Here is a 14309-nt window from a genome sequence, read left to right on the forward strand (position 1 = left end):
CGGGAGCCATCATGATCGAATACCGGATCTACCCCGCCATCGGCATCGCCCGCGTCGGCGACGCGCCGGAAAAGTTCTACATCGAGCCGGACCGCTACTGCGGCCTGCCCCTCATGCCGGACGGCAAGCCGTTCACCCAACAGGACTTTCGCGACGCCGAAGGCCGGCTGTGCCGCCAGGCCGCGCGCTTCAAGGTGTACAAGGTGGAAAACGGCGTCAGCGAGGAGGTGACGCTGAACACCGACGGCGTCCACGCGATACGCTGGACCGCGCACCTGGCCAACAAGAAACCCAGCTGGTACACCTTCGTGCCGGCCGAGGGCGAAGACGGCTACGCGCCCAACCATCCGCTGCGCAACCCGCAAGCCGAGGACCGCCACACGCTGCTGATCGACGCCGGCCCGCGCCAGATCTCCGGCCGCAGCCAGCAAGGCGAGCAGTTCAGCAAGAACACCGTGCCGGACGGCTACGAGGGCGCGCATTTCCCGCCCAGCCCGCTCTATCCGATGCGGGACTCGATCGACACCCTGGGCGAGCTGCGCACCGACCAGGACGGCCGGCTGCTGGTGCTGGGCGGCTACGGCGTCTCCGGCTCCGCCGATCCGGACGCGACCATCACCGACTACGCCAACAACGACGGCTGGTGGGACGACACCTCGGACGGGCCGGTCAGCGCGGTGATCGAGCTCTCCGACGGCAGCCGGATCGAGGCGCTGCCGGCCCACGTGCTGGTGGCCCCGCCCAAGTACGCGCCGGAAGTCCCCAACCTGATCACGCTGTACGACACCATCTTCGACGCGCTGGTGCGCAGCGGCCACTATCCGGCCCTCTATGAAAACGGCTTCTGGAAGTCCGGCGCGGACGGCTTCAAACCCAACTTCCACACCGAAATCCGCCCGCTGCTGGAGCGCGCGACCTATATGCCGTGGGTCGCCGCCATTCCGCCCAAACCGCACCATTTCGATTTCGAAAAACTGGGAGCGACCGGAACGGATGGCCTGGGCGCGCCGGAATACCAGGGTTTCCGCCAGTACATCCTGGACTTCATCCGCCCGCCCTACCAGGAGAACGACATCCTCACCGCCAGCGGCGCGACGATGATGCCGTATCTCGCCGGCGACAACTGCCTGGTGCTCAGCACCGCCACCAGCAAGTACATGCGCCTCACCGACACCCAGTACTTCATGCTGCAGCAGTGGGTGGCCGGCTGGTTCGTCAACCACCCGGAGGACGGCGACGCGGCCGAAAGCCTGACCCGGGCGGCGCTGGACAACTGCGTCGGCGGGCCGTTCTCGCCCGGCATCGAGATGACCTGGATATCGCGCAATCCGGCCATCTACCGCCAGCCCTTCCGCATCCGCAACCACTTCGTGCCCGAAGGCCCGCTGAGCCTGGATTTCGACCTGAAGCGCGGCATGGAGCCCGGCGACGTCACCCGCTACATGGCCATCCCCTGGCAAGCCGACTTCAACGAGTGCTCGTCGCAGCCGCTGGATGGCAGGCGGCTATGGTGGTGGCCGGCGCAACGGCCGGAGTTCGTCTACCTGGAGCCGCAACCGCAGCCGCGGACGCTGGCGGCCGCCTCGCCCCCGCCGCCGCCCGACCAGGAGACCGGCAAACAGGTGCCGTGGCTGGGCACCGACTACGACCAGCTGGCCGGCGACTTCATCCAGTTCGCCGACGACATCGACATGGTCAAGTACTGGGCCGGCCTGGGTTTCGTGATGGAAAAGCAGGTGGACGGCGAGCGCCGCTTCGTCGAGGTGGAGCGCGAACTGCCCCGGCCGTTCGATCCCGCCCATCCACCGCTGCCGGAACGGCGCAATGAACGTTAGCCGCTACCCGGTGGCGATAGCCGGCGCGGGCCCGGCCGGCAGCGCCCTCGCGCTGGCGCTGCATGCGCTGGGCGTGGAGGCGCTGCTGCTGGACCGTCCGCTGGCCCAGCCCTTCCGCATCGGCGAATCGGCGACGCCGGACGTCGCCGGCCTGCTGTCGCGCCTGGGCGCCGGCCATGCTCTGGACGGCCAGCCGGGCTACCACGGCAACCTCTCGCTGTGGGGAAGCGAGACGCCGCGGCTGGACCACTTCCTGTACCGGGGCCACGGCCACGGCTGGCATCTGGACCGCGCCGGCTTCGACCGCGCGCTGCGGCAGGAGGCGATGGCGCGCGGCATAACGGTGCTGAGCGAATCCGGCGTCGACGCCATCGAGCCGGCCGATGGCGGCTGGCGGCTGCGGGTGCGCGGCCTGGGCGAAACGGAGGCGCGGGTGGTGGTGGATGCCGGCGGCCGGCGCTCGCCGCTGGCCGCCCGGCTGGGCATTCCCAGGTACAGGCTGGACCGGCTGCAGGCGCTGGCATGCCGCGTGGACTGCCGCGGGGAACTGAGCGGCTACTCGCTGGTGGAATCCGCGCCTTACGGCTGGTGGTATGCCGCGGCGCTGCCGGATGGCCACGCGTTGGCGACGCTGATGACGGACCAAGACCTGGCCCGGACGCAGGGGCTGGAGCACCCCGCCGACTTCCTGGCCGCCTGGCGCGCCACCCGGCTGCTGTCGGAGAGGCTGCCCCCGCCGCCGCGGATAGACGCCGTGCACGCCTTCGCCGCGCACAGCGGCTGCGTCTCCCGCGCCGCCGGCCCCGGCTGGATCTGCGTCGGCGACGCGTTGATGGGTCTGGACCCGCTGGCTTCGTCCGGCATCGCCTGCGCGCTCGGCGACGCGCTGGCCGCCGCGCCGGCCATCGCCGCGATGCTGGACGGCGACCTGGCGCCCGCTCGCGCCTACGCCAAACGCGCCGACGATTGCTTCCGCCGCTACCTGGCGGAACGGCGGCGGCATTACCGACAGGAAAGCCGCTGGCAAGAGCGGCCGTTCTGGCAGCGCCGCGCCTTCGCGCCCGCGGCGCTGGCCGTTCCGGCCTGACTCCCATCCGGCGACGACAACGGGGCTGCCCGAAAGCAGCCCCGTTTCTCTACCCGATCCGAACGCTAGCGGTTGGCGGCGAAGACGGCGTCGGGAATTTCCGCCTGGCTGACATTGGGGAAATCACGCAGCGAGGCGCGCGACGCCTCGTCCCCGGTCACCATCCTCAGCGGCTCGCCGCTGGCGGCGTCCAGATACAGCGTGGACGGCCCCTTGCCCGGACGCTCGTAACGCCAACCGTCGGCCTCGCGGCCCAACACCTCGCGGCGGCCGATGAAGCGGGCGCCCAGTCGGCGCAGCACGTCGCGCGGCAGGAACAACTCGGCGAACGGGCCGGTCTCGTCGTCCAGCGGACGCTCGCACAGCTGCTCGCCGGTGGCTGTCCGCTCGCGGCCATAGGCCACCTTCTGCTTCCAGGTGCGGCCGCTGGCGGCGTTGCCGACCTCGGACATCCACAGCCGGTAGCCGGTGTCGCGCTCCGACCAGGGATTGAACAGACCGTCGATGCGGCAGACATCGCGCTCGTAGTCAAACCAGCAGTAGCCGGACGTCAACTGGTCATCCGGCAGCATCGGACTCCAGTACGACACGTAGGCGCCGCTCCAGCGCGCCGGCAGCAGCGGCGGTTCCCGGTTTTCCATGCGGCCTCCTCAGCGTTGCAGCGCGTAGCGCAGGTTCTGCGCCAGCGCTTCCGGCATCGGCGGCAGCGACTTGCGCCGGGCGTCGAAGCTCTGGACGAACTCGGCGCTGGACAGGTGCATGCGCTCCTCCACCGTCTCGAACCAGACCCGGCTATTGTCGGCGTGGCCTCGGAACAGCTGGACCAGCGGCAGCGCGCGCTCCTCGAAGCTCCGCAGCGCGGCCGGCACGTCAGCCTCTGTGCACAACGCCTTCACCAGCAACTGGGCGATCACCACCGCCATCGTGGTGCCGTGGCCGATGGAGAAGTGGCCGGACTGCAGCGCGTCGCCCAGCAGCACCAGCTTGCCGTCATAACAGCGGTCGTGGCTCAGCGTCATGAAGTTGCGCCAGCCGAGTCCAGGCTGATTCACCAGGCCATGGCCGCCCAGCTCGGCCTGGAACACCTTGGCCACGTATTCGGCCGATGCTTCGTCGGACATCTCGCCCAGGCGGGCGCGGACGTAGGTTTCCTCGTTGCACTCGACGACGAAGGTGCTCATCGTGTCCGAGTACTTGTAGGCGTGGGCGATGAAGATGTCTTTGCCATGGGTGCGGAACACCAGGTTCATCTGGTCGAACAATTGACTGGTGCCGTACCAGATGTACTTGTTGCGGCCATAGTCCACCTGCGGCGCCAGCGCCTCGGTGAAGTGGGAAGTCTTGTGGTTGACGCCGTTGGCCAGCACCACCAGGTCGTAGTCGGCCAGCGGCAGCTCGCCTTGCTCCAGCAGCGGCGATTCGAAGCGGATGGAGATGCCCTGCGAACGACACTTGTCGCGCAAGGCGTGCACCAGGCCGCGGCGCTCCACGCCGCACAGCAGCACCCCGGTGCTCATCAGGCTGGCCTCGTTGTGGTGCACCAGCTTGAAATCCTCCAGGAACTGCGGATTCAGCTTTTCCGGCGCGTCCAGATAGGACAGCGGATTGGCCGGATGCTGTCCGGGCCGCCCGGGCAGCACCACGCCCCAGCCCAGCACTTCCTGCTGGTCGTTCTTCTCGACGATGTCTATCGCCCACTGCGGACGCGCCTGTTTCAGTTGGCTGGCGAACACCAGGCCGGCCGGACCCGCGCCGATAACCAGAACTTTCATCAATTGACCCTTCCTATCTTGTACCAAACGTTCTGCTTCCTCTGGATCTGCTGCAGCCTGTCGTACGGTTCCGACGTGAAATACAGCTTCTCCGCCATATCCGGCGGGTAAAGGCCGGGAAACTTGCTATGCATGTAGCGGGTGTAGCGGGCCCGCATGAAAAAGACCGGATTGGAGCAACTGAGCACGTCGTAGTTGGCGCGCGCCATGTCCTGCATCGCGTCGGCCTGCACCTTGCGCAGCTCGGTGAACTCGGGAAAGGCCTTGTCCTGATCGCCCTGATGCCGGTCCAGCAGCTCGATGAAGGTGCGGGCGTCCTCCAGCGCCATATTCATGCCCTGGCCGAGGAAAGGCGCGGTGGCGTGGGCGGCGTCGCCCAGCAGCAGCACATTGCCCTTGTAATGGAAGGTGCTGGAGCGGACGTTGATCAGGTCGTTGCTGGGCTTGGCCAGGAATTGGCGCAGCATCTCGTCGCGCGCGTCCTGCGGCAGCCCGCCGAAGTAACGGTCGAAGAAGGCGCGCATCGTCGGCTCGTCGGTGGTGGTCAGGCTGGGGCTGCCGCTGTAGGGCAGGCAGACCGCGATGCTGACGCTGCCGTCCGGGATGGTGGCGGCGCGGCCGGCGAACAGACCGCCGGAATCCATGCCGAAGAAGTACAGCGTGTCCTTCCGGTAGCCCAGCGCCTGGGCGTCCGGCAGCACCAGCGTCTTGTAGCCGTGGCGGAAGAAGGTCTGCTGGAATTCGAAACGGCGCAGGCCGCTCTGCATCGCCTGCCGCACCGCCGAGTGCGCGCCGTCGGCGCCGACGATCATGTCGCCGTGCAGCCGCTGCGGCTGGCCGTCCAGACCCTGGATCAGCACCGACTTGCCATCCAGATCCACGTCCAGGCATTTGTGCTCGAAGTAGTAGCGGACGCCGGCCAGATTGGCGTATTTGTTCAGCAGCTTCTGGAACGCCGCGCGGTTGAGCGACAGCGGACGGAAATCCTCCAGCGGCTTCAACGGCCGCATCCGGTGCTGGCCGCCGACCGAGAACGCCATCGCCACGATGGGCTCGCCGCAGGCCTCCAGCTCCGCTCGCGGAATGCCGGCGGCCAGCACCGACTTGATGCCGCGCACCGTCATGCTGACGCCTATCGCCCGCGAGCTGACCACGTCCACGTAGGACGACAGGTCCTGCAGCGGATCGCCGCGCTTTTCCACCACGTGGACCTCGTAGCCGCGCTTCGCCAGGTAGATGGCGGTCAAACCGCCGGCGAGCCCGCCTCCGACTATGATTGCTTTTTTCATTTCAGGCCTCTCTAGAAAGCTTTCCACAAGCCAAGTCCAGCATCTGCCGGCGGTAGAAATCCAGCAGCTCCAATTGCGCGTCGGGCAGCCAGCCCGGCGCCAGCGCCGACGCCGTCTCCTGCAGCCGCTCGCAACGCCGCGCCAGCATCCGGCAGCCCAGCGCGTAGTCGTCGTAGCTGCGGGTGTCCACCGGACCGGGCAACGGCGGTCCGGCAGTGCGTCCGGCAATGCCCGACGGCAGATTCATCAGCGCGCAGGACAGCGGCCGGAGCAGGCCGGTCATCAGGTCGATCGCCGCGTTCATCAGCCGCGAACGCCTGAGGCTGCCCAGCGGCTTAACCGCGAAATGCTGCGCCATCATCGCGAACATCAGTTCGTACACGCCTTGGTACAAGCCCATCAGCGCCCGCGCCCGCTCGTCTTCGACGCGCTGGCAGCCCGGCTCCTCGTCCAGCACCGGATTGCGCAGCGCCGGCAACGCCGGCTCGAACGGCGCGGGCTGCGCCATGATCCGGGCCGCCAGCTCGCGCAGCCGCTGAAAATGCGAATGCTCGTAATGCGGCGAGTCCAGCGCCCCGCCCTCGCCCTGATCGGTGACGAAGGCGATGCCGAACAGCGCGCTGTCGCGGTCGAACACCTCCAGCTGATAGCCGGGATTGGCGCGGTTGGTCAGCTCGTTGAGGAACAGGTGGTGTTCGCCGCCGCGCTTGCCGGCCTCGCCGTCGAACAGGCCGGGCAGATCGAGGAAGGCCTGGCGGATCGCGGCGTAGAAATCGGCGATGGACTTGCCTGGCGCCGGGATGAAATGCGGCCATTCCAGCCGGACGAAGCGCGCCAGCGCCGACTCCGAGAACGGCTCCAGCGCGAACTCGGTATCCAGGCCGAACGCCTGCCGCGCCGCCTCGCCCATCAGCGGCACGCCGGCGTAAAACGGCTCGCCCAGCGCCATCAGCAGATTGTTCACCACCAGGTAGTGGATCATCTCCTCGTGGGCGATCTCCAGCAGCGCGGCGCGGATGCCGCCGTCGCGGCGCCGGTCTCCGCTTCCGCACGCCAGCAACAGCTGTTCCGGCGTCCACGCGCCGTCGGCCACGCGCTGCTGGCCCTGGGCGTAATTGGGAATGGAATAAGCGGCGTACAAATACTGCAGCATCACCGACAACTCCAGGTCCACCGCCTTGCGCAGCTCGGCCGCCAGCTCCGCCTTGCTCTCGATGCGCGCCGGTCCGGCCGGCGGCGGCGCCTGCAGCCTGGCCTCGCCCTCGACATGGGCCAGATATTTGAGGAACAGCCTGGCCTTGGGTGCCGACAGCTCGCGGGTGCTGGGCATGTAGTAGCTCTTGTTGCGATTCTGCGGATCGCACATCTGCCACATCAGCCTGGCGTAGGTCTCGCACTTGCAGCGGTCGGCCAGGCTGAACACCTTGTCGGACATGAACGGGTAGATCAGCTCGTAGTAGGCCATCACGTGCCGGTAGAGGAAGGCGTAATCGACCTCTTCCACCGTCGCGTCGTCCAGCTCCCAGTCGTCCGGCAGCACCCGCAGCTGGATCGCCTCTTCGCCGTCGCCTAGCACGATGCGGGCCGGGCCGGGCCGCAAACCGGTCAGCCGCCACTCGGCGGCGATGCCGTCCTGGCGTGCCTCCACCCCAACCAGCCCGATGCCTTCAATCCGGTAGGGAATGGTCGCCCGCTCGCGGGCCTCGCCGCGGAAATAGCTGCGCAGCGCGATGTTTTCCGGAAAGAAACGGCCATGACGGCGGTCCGGCGCCTCCAGATAAAGATTGGCGGCGTCGGATTGCGTGACCCAGTCCTGCTCGCGCCACTCGGCCAGCTCGCTGGACAGAGTCAGCGAACCTTTTGGCTCGCGCAGCAGCGGCAGGTCGACGATGCCGTGGTTCATCCAGTAATCCTGGTACAGCGGCTGCGGCACCCGCGCCAACAGCGCGCCGTCCTCGTCGCGCAGCAGCAGGTCGCCCAGCGGCAGCTTGCCGCCCAAATCGGGCGTGAGCCTGTCCGGCGCGGACGGCTGCGCCGCGCGGGTGGAGAACGGGACCGCACAGGCCAGATTCAGGGTCGCCCGGCCGCCCTGCACCCGCAGCGTCGCATCGCCCAACCCGGGCTGGCGCGGCCTCAGCAGCCGGCCGGCCGGATAGCTGGCCAGCTCGCCGCGCCGCCACAGGCCGACCACGCCGACCATGTCGTGAAACACCGGCGAATTGGGCTGCGGCGGCGTCGACATATTGAACAGCGTGTACTGCACCGTCAGGCCGAGCACGTCGTCGTCCTCCAACGCCAGCTGCAGCCTGCGCCAGGCCTCGGAGTCTAACTGCCTGGGATGGAACAGAAAGTGCGGATGGCTCTTGGGCACGGAAAACTGGAACAGCCGCGCCAAGCCGAACTCCTCGTCCAGAAAATGCCCGCCGCGCTCGGCCACGTGGCCGCCGCGCGTCCAACGCGCGCCGTGGGCGTCGTCGATGTCGGCGGTGAACAGCCAGGGCGTGCCCGGCCCGGCGCCGGCCGGGCTGATGGTGAACTGGCCGGCGTAGATCTGCACCGCGTCGCGGCGGGTGGGATCGTTGTCCACCCAGCGCGCGCGGTTGAAGGTTGTGCGCAGGTAGTCGTTGTAATGCCCCCACAGCGCCAGCTTGGCGCCGACCAGGCCGTCGCCGCGGTCCGGCTCGCCGCCATCTAGCTGCACATGGCTGACGGTGACGCTCTCCCAGGAAAAATGGTTGTTGCCGGCCGCGTTGTAGCCTTCCGCCAGGCCGAACGGCCCCTCCGGATCAGGCCGGCCGTCCAGGCCGAAACGCGGCGGCAACGACTGCAGGTGATGGTGGAATTCGGTCGGATGGCGCGCCAGGTCGAACGGCTCGCCATTGATCGACACCGCGTTGCGGACCATGTCGATCTGGCCGTGCGGATCGCGGTTGGCGGTGGGCGCGTTGACCCGCGCCCAGCCGCGGAAATGGATGCGTGGAAAATCCAGAATGCTCATGTGTCTCCCGAGCGGTCATGGCTGACGACCGCCGCCCGGACATCGGGCGGCGACGCGGTGTGGCGGCCAGGCCGCCGCACCGTTCAAGCGGAGAGGCGCTGCAACAGCAGCCTGCTGGCCTCGCGGGCGCTCAGCAGGCCGCCCTCCATCCAGCCGCAATGCTCGGTGTAAGCGTCCGAGCAGGCGATGATGCCGCTGTCGCGGTGGCTCAGCGCGGACGGGTGGTCGATGCCGCTGTCGCGGCAGAACTCGACGCCGTGCGCCCAGTACTTGTGCACATGGACGCGGGGCTGGGGAATGCGCTCGCGGGCGATGCCCAGCGCGCTGGCCAGATGGGTGCGGATCTGCTCCAGATAGCCATCCTCGCCTTCCGCCACGCAGCCGCGCCAGTAATCGGCCATTTCGCTGTCGGTGTAGAAGAACAGGTATTTGTCGCCCTTGAAGTAGATCTTGCGCAGCGGGTTGTCGACGATCAGCACCTGGTCGTCCAGCTTGTAATCCAGCCACCAGGGCTCGCCATAGGTCAGGAAACCCTTGAACAACGGCAGCGAGCCGTAGCGCGCGCCGCTCCACGCCTCGGGGAAATTGACGTTGAGCCCGGCCATCGCCGATGGTGGAATCGCCAGGATCAGGTGGCGGGTCCGGTGTTCCAGCTTCCAACCGTCGTCGCCGGCCAGCTGCAGACGGTAGCCGTCGCCGTCGGCCTCGACCGACACCAGGCGGTAACCCAGGCTGAAGCGCGCGCCGGCAGCCTTGACCTTGGTCTTGATCTGCTGGATCAGGCCATCGAAGCCCTGCTCTGCCGAAAACCACTGGTTGGCGTCGTTGTCGGTCACGCTCTGGATTTCCGGATGCTTGCCGACGATGTCGTAAGCCATCTCGGCCGAGATGTCGGGCAGGAACAAGGCGTCATAACCCATCGAGCGGATCATCCCGACTGCGCTCTCCTTGCCCTGATAGCGGCTGACGAACTGGAGAAAGGATTCCTTGCCGTGTTCTCCCAGCCGGGAAGACAACTCGCTCATCGCCCGCTTCAGCTTCTGCTGGGTATGGTTTTTGAATTTCAGCTGGGTGAACGGATAGATTTCGCTCTTCTGGCTGTAGCGCTGCATCGCGCTCTGGAAGTGCGGGTGCAATTGCGGCGAGTAGCGCCCTGCGCCCAGTTCGATCGAGGCCTTGCCGTCCAGCGTTTTCGAGCGGATGCGGCCTCCCGCTTCCTGCTGCATGTCGAAGACGCGCAGCGACAGGCCGCGACAGGCAGGCGAGTCGAGCAGATGGCTGGCGCAGGTCAGGCCGCTGATGCCGGCGCCGACAATGCAGATATCGGAGGAATGCTTCATCGCGAATGTCCCTTTGACTGTTCGGTTCACGCCCGCCGCGCGGCAATGGCGGACTGGCATGGACGACGTAATGCTTGGCACTCTCGCCTCGGAATCAGGATGCAGCCTCTTGTATCCTCGTCATGACCGGTTTACCGGCATGAAATTTATAAAGCATTTATATTTTTAAAATTAAATGCCTTTGTAATTTTCAGCCACAGTAGTTCAACCGAACTCATTCATCAACCGTATTGTCTGACAATATGGCAGATCCTGTTCGAAGGGTCAGGGTATGACGTATGGAAACGGAGACAAAAGGCTGCGGAAATCAACGACGCTTGGCGTATGACAATTGTCCGCGCCAGTCCAGATACTGGGGCGCCATGCCTATCCTCACCCTGAAGCGTTCTCCATCACCCGCGGCCGGCTGCCACAGGTAGAGCTGGTCGGCATGGCTGCCGCCGGCCCAGGCGGTCAGGTAGTAGTCGGCCGCGCGCGCCCAATCCTTGAACGACACCACGTCGCCGTCCTGCAGGCAGCCGTCCGGCCGGCTGTGATTGACCAGCCGCAGCTCTGCGGAGCGGTTCAGCGGCCCCTGGGCGGTGTAGTAGGCGTACTGGTTGCCGCCCGCCGTCCCCCACCAGGTCCAGAACCAGCCGGGACGATCGGCCCGCTCCAGCCTCACGTATTCGCCGGAGCGGACGCAGCCGTTGTCGCGCATGGAGAAGTTGTTGGACAGATTGAAGCGGGCCCGCGCGCCCGCCGCTGCGGCGTCGGTCTTCAGCCAGCCGTCGTTGGCGTCCCCGGCCTGCGCATAGCGGCCGCTGGCCAGGTTCTGCAGGGAGACCTGGCGGTAGGCGCCCGGCTGCGCGGTCAACGAGCGCATCGGCGTGGACGCGTCGGCCCAGGCGAAAGCCTGTACCGGATAGTGGTCGCTGAAATCGGTGTAAGCGTAAGTTTGCTTCGCGACCGCCGACTGCGCCGTCCACTGCGGCGACGGCGCATCCAGCGCCTGGTTGTGCCAAGCCGCTGGCTGGCGGTGGCCTTTCAGTGTCAGAATGTAGTCCAGGTATTCCGGCGCGTCGCCGCTGCGCGCGCCGTAACGCTCCAGCGCGATGCCGTTGCCGGCGGTGTCGAAGCTGTGCGGCATGCCGGCGTAGCGCGGCTCGCTGGCCTGCAGGATGTCCAGCATCGCCCGGTATTCGGCGGTCTTGTAGCGGTCGGTATTCATGTCGCCGGCGACGATCACCGTCTCGTCGGCGGGCAGATGGCGCGATTGGATCCAGGCCGCGATCTCGCGCAACTGCGCCTGGCGCACGCCGATGTCGGCATGGTTGGCGCAGCCGCTGTCCTCGGATTGCAGATGGGTGCCGATCACATGATAGAACTGGCCGTTGACGGCGATCCTGGCGTAGGCGAAACCCTTCAGCGCCTGGCCGTCCCAGCTGCAGCCAGGAGTCTGGAACAGGTACTGCCGCTTCTCGACGATGGGCCAGCGGCTGGCGATCGCCACGCCGCCGTCCTCCGGCTTCATGCCGTTCCAGCCCTCGGTGCCGTCCCAACCCTGCTGCGTGCGGCCGATCACTGGCGTCTGGTAGGGAAAGCGCGGCTTGAGCAAGGCCTGCAGCCGCTCCGACGCGGCGTTGTCCTGCAATTCCTGGAACACCAGCACGTCCTGCCGCTGAAGAATGGGTGAGGCCACCATCAGCTCGACGCGCCGCATCTGGCCGTAGTTGGGATACAGCGCCTGCGGCAGCAGCATCGCGTTCCAGGTGGCGAGCTTCAGGTCGTCGGGATAGGCGGCATGGGAGGCGGCGGGCAGCAGCGCCGCGCAGAGCAGAAAACGCCAGGCTTTCATCGGTCATCCTTTGGTGGGTGAAGGAAGCGGCAAAGGCTGGATCAGTTTTCTTTCACTATGGTTAATTACTATAAAATTAATATTCCATTTACATTTTTAATACATACCAGCCCCGCTCATAAAAAACGTTGGCCGCGGCTGCCGCTTTGCCCCCCGTCCTGCGGAATGAAAAAAGCCGCCGTCCCTAGGGACGGCGGCTTCGCTGCGAATGCGAGCAGCGCGGCTTATTCGTGGATGGCTTCCACGGCGATGTCGATGGTGACGTCGTCGCCCACGTACGGGGCGTATTTGCCGGCATTGAATTCGGTGCGCTTGATCTTGACGCTGGCGTTGGCGCCGATGGCGTCTTTCTTCAGCATCGGGTGCTCTTTGTTGGTGAAGCTGGACAGCGCCAGGGTCACCGGCTTGGTCACGCCCTTGATGGTCAGATTGCCTTCCACCGCGGTCGGCTTGTCGCCGTCGAACAACACCTTGGTGGACTTGAAGGTGGCGGTCGGGAACTTGGCGGTGTCGAAGAAATCGGCGCCCTGGATGTGGCCGTTGAATACCGGGTAGCCGGTATCCACCGACTTCATGTCGATGGTGACGTCGACGGAGCCGGTCTTGGCTTCCTTGTCCAGCACGATCTTGCCGCTGGTCTTGTCGAAGCGGCTCAGCTGGGTGGAGAAGCCCAGGTGGCTGTACGAAAAGCGCGGGAAGGTGTGGGTGCCGTCGATCACATAGGTTTCCGGCTTGGCCAGCGCGGCGCTGCTGAAGCCGGCGACGGCCACGGCGGCCAAGGTCAGGCGGGTCAGTTTGTTCATGGCTTCTTCCTCGGTTTGGTTTGGGCGGCGCTTACTTGGCGCGCGCCAGCAGATGGAACTTGATCTGGATTTCATTGGCCACGGTGCCGAAATCCTTCCAGTCGCCTTCGCCGATGGCGAAGTCGGCGCGCTTGATGGCGAACGCGCCGTCGAAAGCCGCGGCATTGCCCTGCGGCGTCATCGTGGCCACCGCGCTGACCGGCTGGGTGCGGCCCTTGATGGTCAGCTTGCCGTCCACCTGGAAGCGGTTGCCGCCCAGCGGCTTGATGGCGCTGGAAACGAAGCGGGCGTTCGGATACTGCTTGGTGTTGAACCAATCCTTGTCCGCCACCTGCTCGTTGGCCTCGGTCGAACCGGTGTCGATACTGGCTAGATTGACGTCCAGCTGCGCCTTGGCGGTGGCCGGCTTGGCCGGGTCGAAACTCAGCTGGGCGGAAAACTTCTTGAAGTGGCCCTGCATGCCGACGCCCATCTGCTTGTAGCCGAAGGCGATGTTGCTCTTGTCCTGCTGGATCGCGGTGTATTCCACGGCCTGCGCCGCCAGCGGCGCGGCCAGCAGGCCGCCCAGCAACAGCGGCATGGCGATGCGTTTGATATCCATGGTGAGGTCTCCGGAGGGGGTCAGGATTTGGTGCGCCAGGGCAGCATGCGGGTCAGCACATCGTCCCTGTCGATCAGGTGGTGCTTGAGCGCGGCGGCAACGTGTCCCGCCACCACCGCGGCCAGCAGATAGTTGAGCAGGCCATGCAGGCGCTGCAGGTTTTCGCCCAGCGCCTGGTCCGGCGCGATCAGGTCCGGCAGCGGCAGCACGCCGAAGTAGACGGTCTGCACGCCCTTGGCCGAGCTCATCAGCCAGCCGGACAGCGGAATGGCGACCATCAGCAAATACAGCATCAGGTGGCCCGCGTGAGCCATCGCCTGCGTCAGCTTGCCCATGCCGGCCGGCAACGCCGGCGGACGATGGCCGAAGCGCCAGGCCAGGCGCAGCCACACCAGCAGGAACACGGTGACGCCGGCCCACTTGTGCCAGGAGTAGATCTTCAGCTTCAACGGCGAGAACGGCAGGCCGTGCATGTAGAAGCCCACTCCGAACAGACAGACGAGCATGACCGCCATCAGCCAGTGCAGCAGCATGGCGGTAGGGGTGTAACGCGTTTGCGACATGGACAGCCTCTTGGTGAATTCAACGAAAAGCCGGCCTCCCCCGTTCCGCCCGGCCTTGCCGTGCGCGGGGGATGCCGCTTGCTTAAAACTCTAAGCGCTTTTCATTGCGCGAAATAGACGGCGAAGGCAAATTAATCATTTCCTGTCAGGAAACAATCTACGGAAACCATTTTCCTCGCGCGCG

The 14309-nt window shown here is 66.3% G+C and carries 11 protein-coding genes; 2 read left to right on the forward strand and 9 right to left on the reverse strand.

The annotated features are described in order from the left end of the window. Window positions 1-11 precede the first annotated feature (11 nt). Window positions 12-1835: a LodA/GoxA family CTQ-dependent oxidase gene (locus ACX17K_RS12445; protein ID WP_493775046.1), complete on the forward strand. Its 1824-nt coding sequence runs from the start codon at window positions 12-14 to the stop codon at window positions 1833-1835. Beyond that, the gene (locus ACX17K_RS12450; protein ID WP_493775047.1) at window positions 1825-2922 is read left to right on the forward strand and encodes an NAD(P)/FAD-dependent oxidoreductase; all 1098 of its coding nucleotides are present in this window, start codon (window positions 1825-1827) and stop codon (window positions 2920-2922) included. The genes ACX17K_RS12445 and ACX17K_RS12450 overlap by 11 nt, the downstream gene beginning before the upstream one ends. Before the next feature lie 65 nt (window positions 2923-2987). On the opposite strand, the gene vioE is transcribed toward ACX17K_RS12450, so the two are convergent. The 9 genes from vioE to ACX17K_RS12495 all read right to left on the reverse strand — a co-directional run bounded on the left by vioE (window position 2988) and on the right by ACX17K_RS12495 (window position 14125). After that, window positions 2988-3563 (reverse strand): violacein biosynthesis enzyme VioE, encoded by a 576-nt coding sequence (vioE, locus tag ACX17K_RS12455; protein ID WP_347371416.1) that lies wholly within the window; start codon window positions 3561-3563, stop codon window positions 2988-2990. A gap of 9 nt (window positions 3564-3572) precedes the next feature. Continuing rightward, the gene (gene vioD, locus ACX17K_RS12460; protein WP_493775048.1) at window positions 3573-4694 is read right to left on the reverse strand and encodes a flavin-dependent violacein biosynthesis monooxygenase VioD; all 1122 of its coding nucleotides are present in this window, start codon (window positions 4692-4694) and stop codon (window positions 3573-3575) included. After that, entirely contained in the window at window positions 4694-5983 is a 1290-nt protein-coding gene (gene vioC / locus ACX17K_RS12465; RefSeq protein ID WP_231151910.1) for an NADP-dependent violacein biosynthesis oxygenase VioC, read from the reverse strand. Before vioC ends, vioD begins: the two co-directional genes overlap by 1 nt. 1 nt (window position 5984) lies before the next feature. Next, window positions 5985-8981 carry an iminophenyl-pyruvate dimer synthase VioB gene (gene vioB, locus ACX17K_RS12470; protein WP_493775049.1) on the reverse strand — a complete coding sequence of 999 codons (2997 nt, stop codon included), beginning with the start codon at window positions 8979-8981 and terminating at the stop codon, window positions 5985-5987. An 83-nt stretch (window positions 8982-9064) separates the two neighbouring features. Further along, window positions 9065-10321 carry a flavin-dependent violacein biosynthesis tryptophan-2 monooxygenase VioA gene (gene vioA, locus ACX17K_RS12475; RefSeq protein WP_231161746.1) on the reverse strand — a complete coding sequence of 419 codons (1257 nt, stop codon included), beginning with the start codon at window positions 10319-10321 and terminating at the stop codon, window positions 9065-9067. Window positions 10322-10628: 307 nt separating this feature from the next. Further along, window positions 10629-12158 (reverse strand): sphingomyelin phosphodiesterase, encoded by a 1530-nt coding sequence (sph, locus tag ACX17K_RS12480; RefSeq protein ID WP_493775050.1) that lies wholly within the window; start codon window positions 12156-12158, stop codon window positions 10629-10631. Between the two features lie 224 nt (window positions 12159-12382). Then, entirely contained in the window at window positions 12383-12961 is a 579-nt protein-coding gene (locus ACX17K_RS12485; RefSeq protein WP_231151920.1) for a YceI family protein, read from the reverse strand. Between the two features lie 31 nt (window positions 12962-12992). Further along, window positions 12993-13562, reverse strand: a complete 570-nt coding sequence (locus ACX17K_RS12490; RefSeq protein ID WP_493775051.1) for a YceI family protein — start codon at window positions 13560-13562, stop codon at window positions 12993-12995. Between the two features lie 20 nt (window positions 13563-13582). Next, on the reverse strand, window positions 13583-14125 hold the full coding sequence (locus ACX17K_RS12495; protein ID WP_493775052.1) for a cytochrome b: 543 nt from the start codon (window positions 14123-14125) through the stop codon (window positions 13583-13585). Between the last annotated feature and the right edge of the window lie 184 nt (window positions 14126-14309).

It is taken from the genome of Chromobacterium sp. INPA-IVC (assembly GCF_059047085.1).

Bases quoted from the DNA above. Each gene is read 5' to 3' on its own strand.
- ACX17K_RS12445 (WP_493775046.1), top strand. From the start codon at position 12: ATGATCGAATACCGGATCTACCCCGCCATCGGCATCGCCCGCGTCGGC.
- ACX17K_RS12450 (WP_493775047.1), top strand. From the start codon at position 1,825: ATGAACGTTAGCCGCTACCCGGTGGCGATAGCCGGCGCGGGCCCGGCC.
- vioE (WP_347371416.1), bottom strand. From the start codon at position 3,563: ATGGAAAACCGGGAACCGCCGCTGCTGCCGGCGCGCTGGAGCGGCGCC.
- vioD (WP_493775048.1), bottom strand. From the start codon at position 4,694: ATGAAAGTTCTGGTTATCGGCGCGGGTCCGGCCGGCCTGGTGTTCGCC.
- vioC (WP_231151910.1), bottom strand. From the start codon at position 5,983: ATGAAAAAAGCAATCATAGTCGGAGGCGGGCTCGCCGGCGGTTTGACC.
- vioB (WP_493775049.1), bottom strand. From the start codon at position 8,981: ATGAGCATTCTGGATTTTCCACGCATCCATTTCCGCGGCTGGGCGCGG.
- vioA (WP_231161746.1), bottom strand. From the start codon at position 10,321: ATGAAGCATTCCTCCGATATCTGCATTGTCGGCGCCGGCATCAGCGGC.
- sph (WP_493775050.1), bottom strand. From the start codon at position 12,158: ATGAAAGCCTGGCGTTTTCTGCTCTGCGCGGCGCTGCTGCCCGCCGCC.
- ACX17K_RS12485 (WP_231151920.1), bottom strand. From the start codon at position 12,961: ATGAACAAACTGACCCGCCTGACCTTGGCCGCCGTGGCCGTCGCCGGC.
- ACX17K_RS12490 (WP_493775051.1), bottom strand. From the start codon at position 13,562: ATGGATATCAAACGCATCGCCATGCCGCTGTTGCTGGGCGGCCTGCTG.
- ACX17K_RS12495 (WP_493775052.1), bottom strand. From the start codon at position 14,125: ATGTCGCAAACGCGTTACACCCCTACCGCCATGCTGCTGCACTGGCTG.